Annotated in this window: 22 protein-coding genes; 8 read left to right on the plus strand and 14 right to left on the minus strand. The window is 68.3% G+C overall.

The window, feature by feature from the left end; all coding sequences use genetic code 11:
* The first annotated feature begins 147 nt into the window (after positions 1–147).
* Positions 148–1,119 carry an HpcH/HpaI aldolase/citrate lyase family protein gene (locus tag BM228_RS01160; RefSeq protein WP_092036367.1) on the plus strand — a complete coding sequence of 324 codons (972 nt, stop codon included), beginning with the start codon at positions 148–150 and terminating at the stop codon, positions 1,117–1,119.
* Between the two features lie 124 nt (positions 1,120–1,243).
* Here BM228_RS01160 and BM228_RS01165 read toward each other — a convergent pair whose 3' ends face one another.
* From BM228_RS01165 to BM228_RS01180, 4 genes are all read right to left on the minus strand, one after another.
* Positions 1,244–2,095, minus strand: coding sequence for a glycosyltransferase family 2 protein (locus tag BM228_RS01165; protein ID WP_092036368.1), 852 nt, complete (start codon positions 2,093–2,095; stop codon positions 1,244–1,246).
* Positions 2,092–2,685 (minus strand): SAM-dependent methyltransferase, encoded by a 594-nt coding sequence (locus BM228_RS01170; RefSeq protein WP_092036370.1) that lies wholly within the window; start codon positions 2,683–2,685, stop codon positions 2,092–2,094. The genes BM228_RS01165 and BM228_RS01170 overlap by 4 nt, the downstream gene beginning before the upstream one ends.
* On the minus strand, positions 2,682–3,419 hold the full coding sequence (locus tag BM228_RS01175; protein WP_092036371.1) for a PIG-L deacetylase family protein: 738 nt from the start codon (positions 3,417–3,419) through the stop codon (positions 2,682–2,684). The genes BM228_RS01170 and BM228_RS01175 overlap by 4 nt, the downstream gene beginning before the upstream one ends.
* 156 nt (positions 3,420–3,575) lie before the next feature.
* Entirely contained in the window at positions 3,576–3,899 is a 324-nt protein-coding gene (locus tag BM228_RS01180; RefSeq protein ID WP_244536981.1) for a helix-turn-helix domain-containing protein, read from the minus strand.
* Positions 3,900–4,139: 240 nt separating this feature from the next.
* On the opposite strand from BM228_RS01180, the gene BM228_RS01185 reads away from it, so the two are divergent.
* Positions 4,140–4,658, plus strand: a complete 519-nt coding sequence (locus tag BM228_RS01185) for an META domain-containing protein (RefSeq protein WP_092036373.1) — start codon at positions 4,140–4,142, stop codon at positions 4,656–4,658.
* 118 nt (positions 4,659–4,776) lie between these two features.
* A complete protein-coding gene (locus tag BM228_RS34445) occupies positions 4,777–4,941 on the plus strand; it encodes a hypothetical protein (protein ID WP_167367630.1) in 165 nt (54 codons plus the stop codon).
* A 39-nt stretch (positions 4,942–4,980) separates the two neighbouring features.
* Here BM228_RS34445 and BM228_RS01195 read toward each other — a convergent pair whose 3' ends face one another.
* Together BM228_RS01195 and BM228_RS01200 are read right to left on the minus strand one after the other, a co-directional pair.
* Entirely contained in the window at positions 4,981–5,160 is a 180-nt protein-coding gene (locus BM228_RS01195) for a hypothetical protein (RefSeq protein ID WP_092036376.1), read from the minus strand.
* A 178-nt stretch (positions 5,161–5,338) separates the two neighbouring features.
* Positions 5,339–5,617, minus strand: coding sequence for a hypothetical protein (locus BM228_RS01200; protein WP_092036378.1), 279 nt, complete (start codon positions 5,615–5,617; stop codon positions 5,339–5,341).
* Between the two features lie 135 nt (positions 5,618–5,752).
* Here BM228_RS01200 and BM228_RS01205 point away from each other — a divergent pair, with 135 nt between their 5' ends.
* Positions 5,753–6,286 (plus strand): gamma carbonic anhydrase family protein, encoded by a 534-nt coding sequence (locus BM228_RS01205; protein WP_092036380.1) that lies wholly within the window; start codon positions 5,753–5,755, stop codon positions 6,284–6,286.
* A 323-nt stretch (positions 6,287–6,609) separates the two neighbouring features.
* On the opposite strand, the gene ppa is transcribed toward BM228_RS01205, so the two are convergent.
* Together ppa and BM228_RS01215 are read right to left on the minus strand one after the other, a co-directional pair.
* Complete coding sequence (gene ppa / locus BM228_RS01210) at positions 6,610–7,143, minus strand: inorganic diphosphatase (protein ID WP_007559546.1); 534 nt, start codon at positions 7,141–7,143, stop codon at positions 6,610–6,612.
* 111 nt (positions 7,144–7,254) lie between these two features.
* A complete protein-coding gene (locus BM228_RS01215) occupies positions 7,255–7,761 on the minus strand; it encodes a GNAT family N-acetyltransferase (protein WP_091858452.1) in 507 nt (168 codons plus the stop codon).
* Between the two features lie 193 nt (positions 7,762–7,954).
* On the opposite strand from BM228_RS01215, the gene BM228_RS01220 reads away from it, so the two are divergent.
* The gene (locus BM228_RS01220; protein ID WP_092036746.1) at positions 7,955–8,680 is read left to right on the plus strand and encodes a tyrosine-protein phosphatase; all 726 of its coding nucleotides are present in this window, start codon (positions 7,955–7,957) and stop codon (positions 8,678–8,680) included.
* 6 nt (positions 8,681–8,686) lie between these two features.
* On the opposite strand, the gene BM228_RS01225 is transcribed toward BM228_RS01220, so the two are convergent.
* From BM228_RS01225 to BM228_RS01240, 4 genes are all read right to left on the minus strand, one after another.
* On the minus strand, positions 8,687–8,956 hold the full coding sequence (locus BM228_RS01225) for a BrnA antitoxin family protein (RefSeq protein ID WP_092036382.1): 270 nt from the start codon (positions 8,954–8,956) through the stop codon (positions 8,687–8,689).
* Between the two features lie 13 nt (positions 8,957–8,969).
* Entirely contained in the window at positions 8,970–9,266 is a 297-nt protein-coding gene (locus BM228_RS01230) for a BrnT family toxin (protein ID WP_092036384.1), read from the minus strand.
* Between the two features lie 66 nt (positions 9,267–9,332).
* Positions 9,333–10,190, minus strand: coding sequence for a prephenate dehydratase (locus BM228_RS01235; RefSeq protein ID WP_092036386.1), 858 nt, complete (start codon positions 10,188–10,190; stop codon positions 9,333–9,335).
* Between the two features lie 12 nt (positions 10,191–10,202).
* The gene (locus BM228_RS01240) at positions 10,203–10,946 is read right to left on the minus strand and encodes a 3-deoxy-manno-octulosonate cytidylyltransferase (RefSeq protein ID WP_092036388.1); all 744 of its coding nucleotides are present in this window, start codon (positions 10,944–10,946) and stop codon (positions 10,203–10,205) included.
* A 289-nt stretch (positions 10,947–11,235) separates the two neighbouring features.
* On the opposite strand from BM228_RS01240, the gene BM228_RS01245 reads away from it, so the two are divergent.
* Together BM228_RS01245 and BM228_RS01250 are read left to right on the plus strand one after the other, a co-directional pair.
* Positions 11,236–12,201, plus strand: coding sequence for a c-type cytochrome (locus tag BM228_RS01245; RefSeq protein WP_092036390.1), 966 nt, complete (start codon positions 11,236–11,238; stop codon positions 12,199–12,201).
* 57 nt (positions 12,202–12,258) lie between these two features.
* Positions 12,259–13,476 carry a multidrug effflux MFS transporter gene (locus BM228_RS01250; RefSeq protein ID WP_092036391.1) on the plus strand — a complete coding sequence of 406 codons (1,218 nt, stop codon included), beginning with the start codon at positions 12,259–12,261 and terminating at the stop codon, positions 13,474–13,476.
* Between the two features lie 257 nt (positions 13,477–13,733).
* On the opposite strand, the gene BM228_RS01255 is transcribed toward BM228_RS01250, so the two are convergent.
* The gene (locus tag BM228_RS01255) at positions 13,734–13,955 is read right to left on the minus strand and encodes a hypothetical protein (RefSeq protein ID WP_092036393.1); all 222 of its coding nucleotides are present in this window, start codon (positions 13,953–13,955) and stop codon (positions 13,734–13,736) included.
* 625 nt (positions 13,956–14,580) lie between these two features.
* Here BM228_RS01255 and BM228_RS01265 point away from each other — a divergent pair.
* Positions 14,581–15,303, plus strand: a complete 723-nt coding sequence (locus BM228_RS01265) for a Crp/Fnr family transcriptional regulator (RefSeq protein WP_092036397.1) — start codon at positions 14,581–14,583, stop codon at positions 15,301–15,303.
* Between the two features lie 162 nt (positions 15,304–15,465).
* Here the strand turns inward: BM228_RS01265 and BM228_RS01270 are convergent, their stop codons facing one another.
* Positions 15,466–15,969, minus strand: a complete 504-nt coding sequence (locus tag BM228_RS01270; protein WP_092036399.1) for a GNAT family N-acetyltransferase — start codon at positions 15,967–15,969, stop codon at positions 15,466–15,468.
* Positions 15,970–16,192: the final 223 nt, after the last annotated feature.

Genomic DNA, 16,192 nt, shown 5'->3' on the forward strand with positions numbered 1-16,192 from the left:
GAGGGAGCGCGGGTGTCACGACCCGATGGATCGGCTTGAAACGCGGATCCTCGCTCTGTCGCGAAGCTTAACGTGCGCCATTTCCACCGTCGGGCGTGTCCAGCCCAACGGCGGCACCAGAACCGTTACCAGGAGAGAGAAACACCCATGAGCTTCACCCTGATCCAGCAGGCCAAGCCGCGCCTGCACCGCTCCGAACTCGCCGTCCCGGGCTCCAACCCGACCTTCATGGAGAAGTCCGCGTCTTCGGCCGCCGATGTGATTTTCCTCGATCTCGAGGATGCGGTCGCCCCCGACGACAAGGAGAAGGCCCGCACCAATATCATCCAGGCGCTCAATGACCTGGATTGGGGCAACAAGACCATGATGATCCGCATCAATGGTCTCGACACCCACTACATGTACCGCGACGTGGTCGACATCGTCGAAGCCTGCCCGCGGCTCGACATGGTGCTGATCCCCAAGGTCGGCGTGCCGGCCGACGTCTACGCCATCGACGTGCTGGTCACTCAGATCGAGCAGGCCAAGAAGCGCGACAAGCAGATCGGCTTCGAGGTGCTGATCGAGACCGCCCTCGGCATGGCCAATGTCGAAGCGATCGCCCAGTCGTCGAAGCGTCTCGAGGCGATGTCCTTCGGCGTCGCCGACTACGCCGCCTCGACCCGAGCCCGCTCCACGGTGATCGGCGGCGTGAACCCGGACTACTCCGTGCTCACCGACAAGGACGAGGCCGGCAACCGGCAGACCCATTGGCAGGATCCGTGGCTGTTCGCCCAGAACCGCATGCTGGTGGCCTGCCGCGCCTACGGCCTGCGCCCGATCGACGGCCCGTTCGGCGATTTCTCGGATCCGGACGGCTACCGCTCGGCGGCCAAGCGCTGCGCGGCGCTGGGCTTCGAGGGCAAGTGGGCGATCCACCCCTCGCAGATCGATCTCGCCAACGAGGTGTTCACGCCGTCGGAGGCCGAGGTGACCAAGGCCCGCCGCATCCTGGAGGCCATGCAGGAGGCCGCCAAGGCCGGCCGCGGCGCCGTCTCCCTCGACGGCCGCCTGATCGACATCGCATCGATCCGCATGGCCGAGGCGCTGATCGAGAAGGCCAACGCTATGAAGGGGTAGGGTTTTCGCCCCCTTCCTAGCGGGCTGATGGGTTCAGGCCGCTCCAGATGTGGCGCCGGTCCCCTCTCCCGCACGGGAGAGGGAGTGCGTCGCGGCTGAGGTCACTGGCCGCGACGCACTCCGTTCAGAACGGCCGCGCATCCGGCAGGCGCGCTGCCGCCATCTCGGCCGGGGTTGGGTCGCGGTGTACCGTGATCCCGTTCGACCGGTCGGCCGCGATCAGGCCGAGACGGGCGAACCCGTCGAGCCAGCCGTCCATCGGCCAGAAGCCGTGGCGGGCGTGGAAGCGGGCGGCGTTGGCGACGATGTCGCGAAAATGCTGAAGCGGCGGGTCGTAGCTCGCATGGTGCTGATGATAGGCCCGCGGGCCGCCGAGGAACAGGATCGGCACGCCAGCCCTGTCCGCCCGGAACGCCAGGTCGGTATCCTCCGCGCCGTAGCCGGAAAACGACTCGTCGAAGCCGCCGATCCGGTCGTAGGTCGCGGCCCGCACCGCGAAGGCCAGGGACCAGAACAGTCCGGGTTGCGGCGCGGGCGCCACGATGCCGGCGGGCGGGAAGGCGCGCACCGGGTGCGGATGGCCGAGCCGATCGAGTTCGGCCTCCTCCCAGCCATCCGTGACCGCGCCGGCCGGCAGGTAGCCGATCTCGCAGCAGATCAGGGCGTCATGCTCGGCCACCGCCCGGGACAGGCCGGCGACCAGTCCGCGGGACGGGATGCAATCGACATCGAGGAAGACCAGCGTGTCGGTCCGGGCTGCCCGGCGCCCGGCATTGCGCGCGGCGGCGAGCGGCAGGCCGTCCCGCGGGAATGGGACCCGTTCGACCGGGAACGGCAGGTCCGGCAGAGGGGCGTCGTCGCCGCCGATCTCGACGACGATGCAGGCCTCGGGGGGCGTGCCGCGCCCGAGGCCTTCGAGCAGGCGCGCCAGATGCGCGCCGCGGCCCTTGTTGAGGGTGATGACCGTGGTGCTCACAGGGATTCTCCGGCCCGCAGCACGTCGAGGCGGTACTTGTCGGTCCGGTCCTGGTGGAGCAGGCGCGCGAACGGCGCCGCCTGTGCGATGAAGCTCTCGGCGGCCTCGTCGCCCGATTGCGGATAGTCGGTCTCGCCGATCCAGTGGACCAGCACCATGTCGCCGCCCGGCTCGATGGCGCCGCCGACGCGTCGGACCAGTTCGGTAAGGTCGGGCGGGGCGAGGAAATACAGGAACTCGGAGAGCACGATCAAGTCGAACCGCCCCTCCGGCCAATCCGCCGGCACGGCGCCCTGGCGGATCTCGACGGTGGGCCGGTCGGCACAGCGGGCCCGGGCAGCCTCGACGGCGGTCGGAACCAGATCGCTCGCCAGGAGGCGGTCGCAGCGCTCTGACAGGGCGCGGGTGAAGACCCCGATCGCGCAGGCCGGCTCGAAGGCAGCGCGATAGCGCGCCCGCGGCAGGCAGGCCAGCGTCGCCGCGTACTTGTCGCGTTCGTAGGAAGAGGTCGCGAACTTCCAGGGGTCCGGATCGCTGGCATAGATGCCGGCGAAGTAATCCACCGGGAGAGTCTCCGTCGCCCGGCTCATGCGGTCACCGCGACGAAGCGTTCGTAGGGTCCGCTGAGCCGGTCGATCATAGCCGGCTCCAGGCGAAAACCCGTGGGATCGTCCGAGATCAGGTCGGTGGTCTGCGATTCATGCGCCGCCACCGCCCGGGCCTTGGTTGTCCGATAGGCCGAGACATCCAGGCGGAAGCCCTGCGGTGTCGGTCCGACCTCGGTCTCCGGCGGCAGCGTCCAGCCCCAGACCGGGTATTCGTAGATGGCCACGCCCGGCATCAGCGGCCGGGCCAGCCCGACGATGGCGGCCGACGCCTTGTGGTCGCAATGGGGATCGTGCCGCCAGGTCACGAACACCGCGCCGGCCGCGCAGGCGGTCGCAGCCTGCGCCACGGCGTGGGCGGCCGCCTCGGCTTCCGGGCCGGCGCCCGGCACATGGGCGTCGGGCAGGCGCAGGAAGGTGACGGCTTCTGGTGCGAGGCCAAGGATCGCCACCGCCCGGAGCGTCTCCGCCTCACGCAGGGCGCGCAGCTTGTCTGGCGGATAGAGCTCGGAATGGGTGTGCGAGCCGCAGCCATCGCTCGCCACCACGAGGCGCACATCCCGTCCGGCGGCGCGCGCCGCCGCGATCAGGCCGCCGCAGCCCAGGCTCTCGTCATCGGGATGGGGCGCGACCACGACGAGACCGCCCCGCTCGACCAGGGTGTCGAGCCCCGCCACCGGAAGCGCGTCGGCGGCCGCCAGGAAGGCGTCGGCCCGCATCAGCGTGCCCCTGCCGCGGCTTGCACACCGGTGCGGATCGGGCTGTCGAGGAGAAGGGTCACGGATCGCTCCTGGGACGGCGGGCGGATCGAGCCGCCCAGCTATCGGCTTCGGCGGCTGAACGCGTCATGAGCGACGCCGAGCCCCGGCTTTTCCCTAGCGATCGTTCTCGGTGGTGAGCGCGCCGAGCCGAACGCCCTCGTCGGCATTGGCCCGGGCGGCCAGATGGACGCCGGGATTCGGCGCGTCGTCGAACACCGCGCCTGCCGCGCACAGGGCGCTGCGCAGGGCCTCGATCTGCCCGCTCGGCGGGTCGCCGTAGCCGCTCTCGAAGTCGCGCACGAACCGCTCGTCGAGGCCGACCTTGGCGGCGAGGTCCGCCTCGGACCATCCGAGCAGACCCCGTGCCGCCCGCGACTGCGCCGGGCTCATCGCGGGCGCGCTCGCCCCGGCCTGTCCGCCTTCGTCAGATCCTGCCACGTCGTCCTCCATCCCGTGCTGTGACCGACAACGATATCCGCCGCGGATCGTTTCCGGCGTGCGCGCGATGCGACGCGACCATAATTGTGCTGAATTTCCATCGCATCCGCGGGGGCGTATGGGTTCGGGGCGGCCTCGACGCGCGAATCACGGGCGTTGGGCCGGCATGCGCCGTTGGCGCGGCGCCCTCGATGGACGATAAGCCGAGCGCCGTGCGCGCGCGTTTGAGGGGCTGAAACGATGAGAGCGGTGCTGATCGCCACCTTGGCTTGTGCCGTGATGGCCGTGGACCTGACCGCAGCGACCCAGGCCCAGGCCCAGATGGGCGGCGGCGCGCCCACCGGCTTCGGCCGCGGCAACCGCCGCCCCGGCGGCGAGGACGAGAAGAAGCCGCAATACGTGCCCGGCACGAAGGCGAGCGAAAAGATCTTCCCGCTCGACTCGACCTGGACGGCGGTGAGCCTCAACGGCAAGCCGTTCACCGGCGGCGACCGGCCGAGCTTCATCATCGACAAGCAGTACCGCGCCCGCGGCTATGGCGGCTGCAACACCTTCGCGGCCACCGCCTTCCCGCTGAAGGACCAGCACCTCGCGGTCGGCCCGCTCGCGCTGACCAAGAAGAGCTGCGACAAGGGCCTCGCGGCCACTGAGCAGGCCTTCTTCGTCGCTCTCCGCACGGCGGCGGTGTGGGATCTCGTCGGCTCTCAGCTGGTGCTGAAGAGCCCGAACGGCGAGCTGAAGTTCGACCGGGCGCTCTGAGCCCCCGCGACGCCGGCCGCCTTAACGACGGGTTCACCACGCCGCGCGAACCCGCCGGCCGATTCAGACGCTCTTGAGAGCCGCCGGCCTTTTCTCCTCGGGCATCGAGGAGGCGCGCATGGCGATCGGGATCGGTTTCGGACGCGAGGAGACGCTGCGCCCCGGCGTATCGCGGCCCCTGCGCTTCACCGCGCCGCCCGCGTTTCATGCGCCCGCGCTCTGGCTCGCCGCCGCCGTGCCGGCCGTGGCTACACTGTTGCTGATTGCACGGCTGGCCGTCTGAGGATCGGGTGACGGACAGCGCCGCGCGACGCAGACCGGATCACTCCCCGTCGCGCGATTCCTTCTCCTCGTCCGCGTCAGGCGCCGACTCCTGATTGGTCGCGGCCTGGGCATGCGACATCACCGGCGGGAACAACGCCGCCAGACCGGCGGCGACCCCGTAAAGAATAGGATGCGCGTTCAAGCCCACACGGGGCGGGTTCAGATCGTCTTTGATCATAATCATGGTTTCCGGTCTCGCGCCTGTGCGAGCAACGGTCCGTGTTGACGTGCTTGCTGTTGAGCCGTTGGAGCAGGTTCAATGCTGCGTGCCGCGTTTTGTTGCCGCAGGATCGAGATTTTTTCTCACATAGATTTATCCGGCCACCCTTGGGGTCCGACCGGATCATTTCGAGATCTCAACCACGCCGCCGAAGCACCGGCCCGGGCCGGGCATCCGGGATGCGGCAGGTGGCCGGAAGCACGTCGAGGATTACGGCGCTCGGGCAGCGCGCCCGGCACGTCTCGGCCGCTTCGATCTGATCGCCCCCACAGGCATCCGCGAAGCACAAGGTGGCGAGGTCCTCGCAGGTCGCCCGAAAGCCGCCGGCCCGTGTGCGCTCGTTCCAATCCGCCGCCGAGGCGGTTTGCGCCAGCAGCAGGCCCGCGAGGCCGATCGATGCCGTGATCCGTTTCACGCTTGCACCTCGCGTCCGATTGGGGGTTCAGCCTAGCATTGGCAGGTGAGCCGGGCCTGTGCCATTCCGGCGACAGGCGATGCCCATCGTCGGCCTCGACGCCGGCGGATCTCAGCCTCGGGACGGAAGCCAGCCATGCCGCTCTACGCCCTCGACGAACACGTGCCGCAGCTTGCCGATCCCGACCGGGTATGGATCGCCCCGGACGCCCAAGTGATCGGCCGCATCCATCTCGGCCTCGATGTCGGCATCTGGTTCGGTGCGGCGCTCCGCGGCGACAACGAGCCGATCCGCATCGGCGACCGCACCAACGTGCAGGAGGGCGTGATCATGCATGTCGATCCCGGCTTCCCGCTGGTGATCGGCGCGGATGTCACGGTGGGCCACGGCGCCATCGTCCATGGCTGCACGATCGGCGACGGCAGTCTCGTCGGCATGGGCGCGACGGTGCTCAACGGCGCCAGGATCGGCCGGGGCTGCCTGATCGGGGCCAACGCCCTGGTCACCGAGGGCAAGGACTTTCCGGATCACAGCCTGATCGTCGGTGCTCCGGCCAAAGCCGTGCGCACCCTCGACGCCGAGGCGGTGGAGGGCCTGCGCCAAGCGGCCCAGCGCTACGTCGAGAACGCCCGTCGCTACAGAGCCGGCTTGCGCCGCATCGATGGGTGAACGCAGGTAGCCAGCTTACCCATCGCGTTCAGCGGTCAGAGCCTGAAACACGCCGTTTTCCCCTCCCCCCTCAGAGGGGCTACGGGCCACACAGGTTTCGGTCAGAGCCGTGATCTGTCGCTGGCACAGGAGGCGCAGGTCCCCTCTCCCGTGCAGGAGAGGGACAGGGTGAGGGATGCGACCTCTCCGGAAAGTTCCCGCCCCTCACCCCAGCCCTCTCCCGCACGGGAGAGGGGGCGCCTCGCGGCCTGCCGCAGCGCCTGCGTAAGCAGAAGCCCGCAAAGGCGGGAGGGTAAGTCGAGGTCTGCCTGCCGTCTAAAAAACTACTTCTTGGCCTTCGCCCGCTCGATCGCTTCCTCGATCAGCCGGTGGGCCTCTTCCTTGTCGCCCCAGCGGACGAACTTGACCCACTTGCCGGGCTCCAGATCCTTGTAGTGCTCGAAGAAGTGCTGGATCTGCTGGATCGTGATGTCGGGCAGGTCGGTGTAGTTCTCGACCCGGTCGTAGCGCTTGGTCAGGTGGCGGGAGGGCACTGCGATGACCTTCTCATCCTCGCCGCCCTCGTCCTGCATCACCATCACGCCGACCGGCCGCGCGCTGATGATCGCGCCGGGCAGCACCGCGCGGGTGTTGGCCACCAGCACGTCGCAGGGATCGCCGTCACCCGACAGGGTGTGCGGGATGAAGCCGTAGTTCCCGGGGTAGAACATTGGCGTATAGAGGAACCGGTCGACGACCAGCGCGCCCGATTCCTTGTCCATCTCGTACTTGATCGGCTCGCCGCCCAGCGGCACCTCGATGATGACGTTGACGTCGTGCGGGGGCTTCTTGCCGAGCGGGATGGCGTCGATGTTCATGGCGTATCGCTTCCGGGATGCGGCTTGCGCCGCTTCCCCGACCTCTTAGATGCCCGGCTCCACGATGCAAATCAGTATCGGCGCGAGGACGGCGACGAGTCCCAAGAAACGTTAGCTGAACAGGTATCCGACCTTGGGCAGCGCGACCCCCGCCACCCGGTCCAGCACCCGCGGTCCGGCCTGGCCGCCCAGCCCCTCGTAGAAGGCCCCGGCCCGGGCGTTGTCCTCCAGGCTCCAGACGCCGAGCCGGGTCAGGCCGTGATCGGCGAGATCGTTGCGGACTGCCTTGAACAGGCGGCGTCCGAGGCCGACGCCCTGGTATTCCGGGAGCAGATAGAGTTCGTCGATCTCCGCCTCGGTGCCGAGCGCCCGGCTGCGGGTGCGCCCGTAGGCGGCGTAGCCGACCACCCGCTCGCCGGTTTCCACCAGGGCGATCGGCCGGCCGCGACGCAGGGCGCTGCGCCACCAGGCGCGGTCGCGTCCGGCGATCAGCCGCTCCAGGGCCACGCCGGGGATGATGCCGCGATAGGCCTCGCGCCACGAGGCATCGAACACCGTCGACAGGCTGCCGAGATCGGCCTCGCGAGCCCGGCGGATGCTCGTGGTGCGCGTGCTCATGGGTTTCGGCCTTCCCCCGTCGACCGTCGGATAACCCGCGCGGCCCGCCCAGGTTCGATCCCGATCCGGGCAGAGTGAAGGCAAGATCGACGCCGTTTTTCGAGACTTGCCCATTGCCTACGACGATGAGGGTGAATTGCCGGCCTTCCGGGCGGCTGTTAGAGCCGGCTCCCGATTCCGCGGCAGCCTCATCGTGTTCAACCGCTTCCTCAAGCCCGAGACGCGCTACGCGCGCCGCATGGCCCGGATCGCCCGCTTCGAGCGGCCGATCGCCGGCCCCGGCGACCGGCTGAAGGCCTGGGCGAACATGCTGTTGATCGATCACGGCGTGTTCCGGCTGGCCTATCTCAACCGCCACCGGGTCGGATCGGGCCGGCTCTGGCGCTCGGCCCAGCCCGGGCCGCACCAACTCGCGCGCTTCCGCGCCGAGGGCGTGCGCACGATCATCTCTCTGCGCGGCGGGCGCGAGCACGGCTCCTGGCCGCTGCAGCGGGAGGCGTGCGAGCGCCACGGGCTCACCCTGGTCGAGTTCGTCCTGCGCTCACGCGAGGCCCCCGACCGCGCCACCCTCTTGGCCGCCAAGGACTTTTTCGCCGGCATCCAGTACCCGGCGGTGATGCACTGCAAGTCGGGCGCCGATCGGGCCGGCCTCGCCTCGGCCCTCTATCTGATCCTGCACGAGAACCGCCCGGTGGCCGAGGCCGCCCGCCAGCTCTCGGCCCGCTACGGCCATCTCCGCTTCGCCAAGACCGGCATCCTCGATGCGTTCTTCGCGCGCTATCTCGTGGAAGGCGAGGCCAGGGGCGTCGATTTCCTGACCTGGGTCGAGACCATCTATGACCCGGAGGCGCTCAAACGGGATTTCAGGCCGGGGTTCTGGTCGGATCTTGCTGTGGACCGAGTGCTGCGGCGGGAATGATTTTCGCTACCGCCGCTTTTCCTGCGCTCTCACGTAGCTCTTGAGCACCGCGTTGATCCGCGACTGATAACCCTTTCCGGCGCTCCGGAAATGTCGCAGCACGTCCGCGTCGAGGCGCAGCGTGATCTGTTCCTTCGTCTCGACGGACGCCGGCAAGGCCTCGTTCCAGAAACCCGGCGGGATCAGGCCGGCATCGGGATCTGCAGCGGCGCGTCGCTCGATCTCGGCATCGTCCAGGGCCTTGAATGCCGGGCTCAACGGGTCCGCCGCAGGCATGTCGGCAAAGCCTTCATACCGGACGGTCGCTGCCCGCTCTCGAACGCGCTTCGGCGTAGACTTTCCTGTCATGGCGGCTCGCCTTCCATGCCGAAATGATGCGGATGTCGCCGTCACGCTGAACGTACACCACCCGCAACACCGCTACGTCGTACAGGCCCAGGCTGATGAACCGGCGTTCGCCGTAGTCGCGTCGCAGTTCTTCGCGCGTCAGCCGGAAGCCGCGGAAGATCTCGGCAGCCTGTCGGAATCCGATGAGATGCTTGGCCTGATTGGCTGCATCCTTCTCGGGATCCCATTGAAAGCCCATGGCGAAGCGTAGTTACGGATTGTTGTTACCGCAAGCTGCGATAACAGGCCTGAACTGCGAAGCCCGCTACTCCGCCGCCGGCCTTGCCGCCTCGCGGAAGGGGTGCGCCGGGTAGGTGCCGACCACCCTGAACTCGCGTGAAAAATAGGCGAGCTCGTCCAGCGCCCGGGCGAGGCCCGGATCCTCCGGGTGGCCGTCCACCTCCGCGTAGAACTGCGTGGCCGTGAACTCGCCGTCCATCATGTAGCTCTCGAGCTTGGACATGTTGACGCCGTTGGTCGCGAAGCCGCCGAGCGCCTTGTAGAGGGCGGCCGGGATGTTGCGCACGCGGAAGACGAAGCTGGTCACGCACGGGCCGGTCTCGGCCGCCACGGGTTCGGGGTCGGGGGAGAACACCACGAAGCGGGTGGTGTTGTGCGCCTCGTCCTCGACGTCGCGCTCCAGAATGTCGAGGCCGTAGACCTCGGCGGCCAGCGCCGGCGCCAGAGCGGCCCGGCTCGGGTCGCCGATCTCCGCGACCTCGCGGGCGGCACCCGCGGTGTCGCCAGCGACCACGGCCTTCAGGCCCAGCCGGCGGACGATCCGCCGGCACTGGCCCAGCGCGTGGACGTGGCTGTGCACGGTCCGCACGGTCTCCAATGCGGTGCCCGGCAGGACCATCAGCTGAAAATGGATCGGCAGGAAGTGCTCGGCCACGATGTGCAGCGGCGAGGTCGGGATCAGGTGGTGGATGTCGGCCACCCGGCCGGCGATCGAGTTCTCGATCGGGATCATCGCCCGCTGCGCCCGGCCCTCCGTGACCGCCGCGAACGCGTCCTCGAAGGTCGGGCACGGCAGGGGCGTCCAGTCCGGGAATGCCTCGGCGCAGATGATGTGCGAGTTGGCCCCGGGCTCACCCTGGTACGAGATGGTGCGGTCGGTCATCGGGAATGCGGTTCAGTTCAGGCGGCGGGTTTGGAGCAGGGCGCGGGCGCGCTCCAGGTCGGCGGGGGTGTCGACGCCCAGCGGCAGGTCGTCGACGATGACGGCATTGATGCGCATACCGGCCTCCAGCGCGCGCAGCTGCTCCAGCTTCTCCCGGGTCTCCAGCTCCCCGGGAGGCAGGGCGACGAAGCGAGTCAGCGCCGTGCGGCGATAGGCGTAGAGCCCGATATGGTGCCACAGCGGACCCTCGCCCCAGGGGGCGCGGGCGCGGGTGAAGTAGAGCGCCCGCAGGCGGCCCGGGCCGACCTGATGGCCGACCAGCTTGACCACGTTGGGGTTGTCCGCCTCGTGCGCATCGGTGATCGGCGCGCAGAGCGTGACGATGTCCACGGTCCGATCGGAGAGCGGGCCGATCGAGGCGCCGATGATCGCCGGGTCGATGGTCGGCAGGTCGCCCTGCACGTTGACCACCACGTCGTGGCGTCCCTCCGGATCGATGGTCTCCAGCGCCTCGGCGAGACGGTCCGAGCCGGATGGGTGATCGGCCCGGGTCATCACCGCGATGCCGCCGGCGGCCTCGACGACTTGGGCGATCTCGGCCGTGTCGGTGGCCACCACCACAGGGCCGATCCCGGCCTCCATGGCCCGGCGCCAGACATGGACGATCATCGCCTCGCCGGCGATCTCAGCCAGCGGCTTGTTCGGCAGGCGCGTCGCGGCGAGGCGGGCCGGAATCAGGACGAGGGGATCGGACATGAAAGATCGGGGATCAGGGGCTCGCAGCGGAGCGCGGCTGCTTAACAGGCCTGTTCTCGGTTGTCGTCCCTCGCGCCGAAGTGAGCCTCCCTCTCGCGATCCGGCAAAATGATGCCGCCGGGTGACAAGCTCGGCGTTTTGGCACGGGGGTTTTGTCCCGCGACGGCACGGATCCCCCAACCACCATTGTCAAGATCGTGCCGGAACGGCTAAGCACCCTTGAAATCTTCCAAGGTCCTGTGTCCCGGCGTGCCTGCCCGTGACGGCATGGGCAGATCGAGAGAAGAGCATGAACTCATTCGAGGTGAACAAAGTGCTCGGTGCCGTGCTTGGCGCCCTGTTGTTCGCGGCCGGATCGGGTTTCGTCGCCGAACTGATCTACCATCCCAGACCTGCCGGAAAAGCCGGCTACGACTTGCCCGAGCCGGAGCCGCAGGCCGCCGCCGCGACTCCGGAGGCCAAGGTCGAGCCGATCGCCGTCCGGCTCGCCAGCGCCAATGCCGAGAAGGGCGAGGCCGGCACCAAGGCCTGCCGGGCCTGCCACAATTTCGAGAAGGGTGGCCCGAACAAGGTCGGCCCGGACCTGTACGGCGTGGTCGAGCGCCCGAAAGGCGGTCATGCCGGCTTCGAGTACTCGGCGGCCCTGAAGGGGAAGGGCGGTACCTGGACCTATGACGACCTGGATGCGTTCCTGACCAGCCCGAAGGGCTATGCCCCGGGCACCAAGATGGCGTTCGCCGGCATTGCCTCGCCGCAGGAGCGGGCCAACGTTATTGCCTACCTGAACAAGAACGCCGACAGCCCCAAGCCGCTGCCGGTGGTCGAGAAGACCGAGGCGAAGCCGGAGGCGGCCCCCGCCGCCGCCAAGCCCGAGGACAAGCCTGCGCCCGCCCCTGAAAAGCCGTCTGCCGACAAGCCGGCTGCCGGCAAGGCCTCCGAAGGCAAGGACAGCCCCGCCAAGCCCGCCGACGTCAACACGGCCAAGCCCGTCGAGGAGAAGTCCGCCGGCAGCCCCCGCGCGCCGAGCGAATCGAGCGACCGCAACGCCCCGGCCCCGCCGGCCAATGCCCATGACGGCGATCAGCAGGGCACGCCGTCGAGCCTGATCCCGGCCGAGCCGACCGCGCCGTCCTCCCCGGCCGCCAAGGAGCCCCCGGCTCAGGCCAATCCCGAGGCGGTGGACCGCGCCAAGAACCTCGAAGTCGATGGCCCGACCAAGGACCTCAACGCGCCGCTACCGACGCCGAAGGAGTAGCGGCGGCGAACAGGCCGGGCTCAGGCCCGGCCTTTGCCTTTAGGCGTCCGCGACCCGATGTCAGGCCGGGTCAGACACCGCGAAGGACTCCCCTTGCCCGATCGAAGTCCCGACCCGGCGGGGCGCCGAGCGCCCCTGCCGTTGCTCGTTGCCGTGACCATGACCGGCACGGTGGCGCTGCACATCTTCGTGCCCGCGCTCGCCACCGCCGCCGCCGACCTCGGCACCACGACGGCCGCCGCGCAGCTCACCATCACGGTCTACCTGATCGGGCTCGCGGGCGGTCAGCTCCTGTACGGTCCGCTCTCGGACCGGTTCGGGCGGCGGCCGATCCTGATCGGCGGGCTGGGCCTCTACCTGGCCGGGCTGCTGCTGGCGATCCCGGCTCAGAACATCGGCACCCTGCTGGTGGCGCGGGTGCTGCAATCGCTCGGGGCCTGTGGCTCCCTGGTGATCGGCCGGGCGATGGTGCGGGACGTCTCGACCCGCGAGGACGCGGCCAAGAAGCTCGCGATCCTGACCACCGCCATGACCCTTACGCCGGCTCTGGCCCCGGCGATCGGCGGGGTGGTGAACGAGGCGTTCGGCTGGCGCGCCGTGTTCGTTGTGCTGGCCGGGATCGTGGCTCTGCTCGGCGCCCTGGTGGTGTTCACGCTGCCGGAGACGAATAAGCATAAGGTGGCGCTGCCCGGTTTCGTGGCGATCCTGGCGGGCTACCTGCGGCTCGTGAAGATCCCGGTATTCCGCGCCTACCTGGTGGCGGGGGCCTGCGGCGGCACCAGCCTCTACGCCTTCCTGGCGGTGGCGCCGTTCCTGCTGGTGGACCGGCTCGGGCGCTCGTCGCAGGAGGTCGGGTTCGATTGCCTGATCGTGGTGTTCGGCATGGTCGGCGGCGCCGTGCTGGCGAGCCGGCTCGCGGCGCGGGTGCCGATCCGCAAGGCGGCACGCAGCGGCAACCTGCTCTGCATCGTGTCGGCGCTGACCCTGCTGCTGATCGACCGGACAGGGATGCTCGGCGTCGTCAGCCTGATCGTGCCGCTCTTCGCCTACGCGGTCGGGGTCGGCCTGCTCAGCCCCAACGCGGTGGCCGGGCTGATGAACGTCGATCCGCACGCGGCGGGCTCGGCCTCCAGCCTCTACGGCTTCACGCAGATGACCTTTGGGGCTCTGTTCACCGTTGCGGCCTCGGCCTGGCCGGCGACGTCGGCGACGCCTGTGGCGCTGGCGCTGCTCACGGCGGGCCTCATTGCCGCATTGGCGCTGCGTCGCGCGTGAGTTGAGCCCCGTGGCGGTGCGGACAACGTGTCCGCGGCACGGTGTCCGGGCCGAACTCGGGCGCTCGGTTGCGGCGGCTTTCACGATGTTACAGGTCGCGCAAAAGTAGCGCACGGTCTCGCGTCGAAAACCTGCGATCCCTGAAGATTTTTAGTAGGCGAAGCGTTGGCCTGCCGCCATGAGACTGCTTAGGACCCGCGCTGCACCGCGAGGAAAACGCCGCTCATCGGCGGACTGGCGATGGGATTGCATGGGGATCAACCCCGGTCGTCGCGCTGTTTTGCTAGCGACCCCAGAGCATCGCGCAATGGATTGTTCTGGGCCTGCGACAGCGACAAATCCTGCGCGATCTCCCGGGCGACGACGTGCAACAGGACCCGGATCAGCATCTTCATCTGAGGAGTGCCGTGATCATCGATGACGGCGTGAGCCGCAATACACGCATCTGCGATGGCATCCAGATCAGAAGCCCGATTCATTGCATGTCCAACTCGTAAGGTGTTTGGCGTCGAGTTCTGAAAGGTAAGAATTTTACATTCTGGTCTCTTTCATTTGAATCATTGTATTTTTATTACCGTTTTGCAAGCGACTTGACAGTGATAAGGTGCTCTCATCGCCGCTACGGCGCGATTTATTGGTCGAGATGCCGCAATGGATATGAAGACTCCTGACCCCCTGGGTACGATGCCGAGCGCCCGGACCTTCGGAAAACTCGATGCCCTGGCGGCGGCGCTCGGCTGTTCGACCACCCTGTTCTTTGAGACGTCCGACGGGCCGTCCACGGGTCATACGGCGCAACTCCTCCAGATGTGGCTGGCAATCCGGAGCCCCGAGGATCGACGGGCCGTCTTCGCCTGCGTGCAGGAGATTTTGAAGGCGCAAGCGGACAATCCTCGTTCGAGATGAATGGTCAGAAACTAAACATGCATTGGTTTCATAATAAAATCGAGCAGAATTTCTATCAAATTTTGGCAAAACTACAATAAAATTCATACAGCACTTGTGATTTTTGCGAGGCATACCATTTCAAAGTCATCGCCGGCCATGATTCGGGCGCTGGTGATTGAGGGACATTGTGTGCTCTTGCCCCAGCACACGAGCAACATGGCGGCCCCCCACCAATCGGACGTGCGCAACCGCCTCCTCCGGATGCTTCTCCCGGAGGATTTCGCGGCGTTGCAGCCGGCGCTGCATCTCCAGGAGATGCGCCTGCGGCACGTGCTGATCTCCTCTCATACGACGATCGAGGCGGTCTACTTTCCGGAGGTGGGCTTCGTCTCGATCACCAACGATGAGCCCAGCGGCCGGGTCGAAATCGGTCTGATCGGCCGGGAGGGTCTGGTCGGCGCCGCCCCGATCCTGCTCGACGACGACCGCAGCCCGCATACCCACTTCGTGCAGATGGCCGGGCACATGCTGAGCCTCAACGTGGCGGTGCTGCGGGCCGAGGTGGCGCGGCGCCCGGCCCTGCGCCGGCTGCTGCATCGCTTCATCCAGGCGCAGTTCGTCCAGACGGCCCAGACGGCCTTCGCCAACGCGCGGGGCAACACGGCGACCCGCCTCGCCCGGTGGTTGCTGATGTGCCACGACCGGATCGACGGCGACCAGATCACGGTCACGCAGGATTTCATGTCGTTCATGCTGGGCGTCGAGCGTCCGGGCGTGACGGCGGCCCTGCGGACGCTGGAGAAGGACGGCTTCGTGCGGAAGCGCCGCGGCAGCGTCGAAGTCACCGATCGTGACGGGCTCCTCGACTATGCCGGGGACGGCTACGGCACGGCGGAGACCGAGTACGCGCGCCTGATCGAAGGACGCGTCGAACCGTAGGTTTAGAACGGCGACGAAGCCCGGGATTCCGAAGGGCTCAGCCCTTTGGGGGGGGCCGTGCCCCCGAGAAACCTTGACGCCACCAGGGCTCCGCCCTGGACCCGCAAAAGGGCTCGCCCTTTTGAAACCATGACTTATGGGAGTCGCGTGGGGCGCGAGAGTTCAGGTTCGCACCGCCTCGACCAAACCCGACACGCCCGCGCAGAAGCCGCTCGTCAGTTCCAGCCATAGGAGCCTAGTTGGGTCCACCGGTCCCGGCAGGGTCAGGCGGCCCGGCGGGATCGGGCTGAAGCCGAAGCGGCTGTAATAGGGCGCGTCGCCCACAAGGATCACTAGACCTTCGCCCGCCTGCCGGGCGGCCTCGATCGCCGCGCGGGTCAGGGTGCCGCCGATGCCGCGGCCCGCGAAGCTCGGATCCACGGCCAGCGGGCCGAGCATGACGAAACGCACGGCCCCGGTCCGCACCGGCCCCATTCGCACCGAGCCCACCAGAAAGCTGCCGACCGAGGCGGTGACGCCGAGATCCCACCGCTCGATCGCACCCTCGCGCAGCCGGTAGGCGGTGCGCGCGAACCGTCCGGGACCGAAGGCCCGGGCCTGAAGCCGCTCGATCGCAGGAGCGTCCTCCGGCCGCTCGGGCCGGATGACGAGGGAGAGTGTGGTCACGGCTTGCTCGCAACTCGGAACCGCCGCCGCGTAGCAGCGCCCGCCCGGGGCGGCAAACGGCGCCGCGCGGGATCGACACGGTGGTGCGGGATCCCCCTCAATCCACAACGGGTGGAGATTCGATGCGGACAGCTGAAGGCGTGTGGCTTCATGCCGGCCCACAAGACCTTCTCACTTCAGCCAAAGTGACAACGTGCTGTCAATTTGACAGCACGTTGCGAAC

The organism is Methylobacterium pseudosasicola, assembly GCF_900114535.1.
In the GTDB taxonomy this organism is placed as follows: Bacteria; Pseudomonadota; Alphaproteobacteria; order Rhizobiales; family Beijerinckiaceae; genus Methylobacterium; species Methylobacterium pseudosasicola.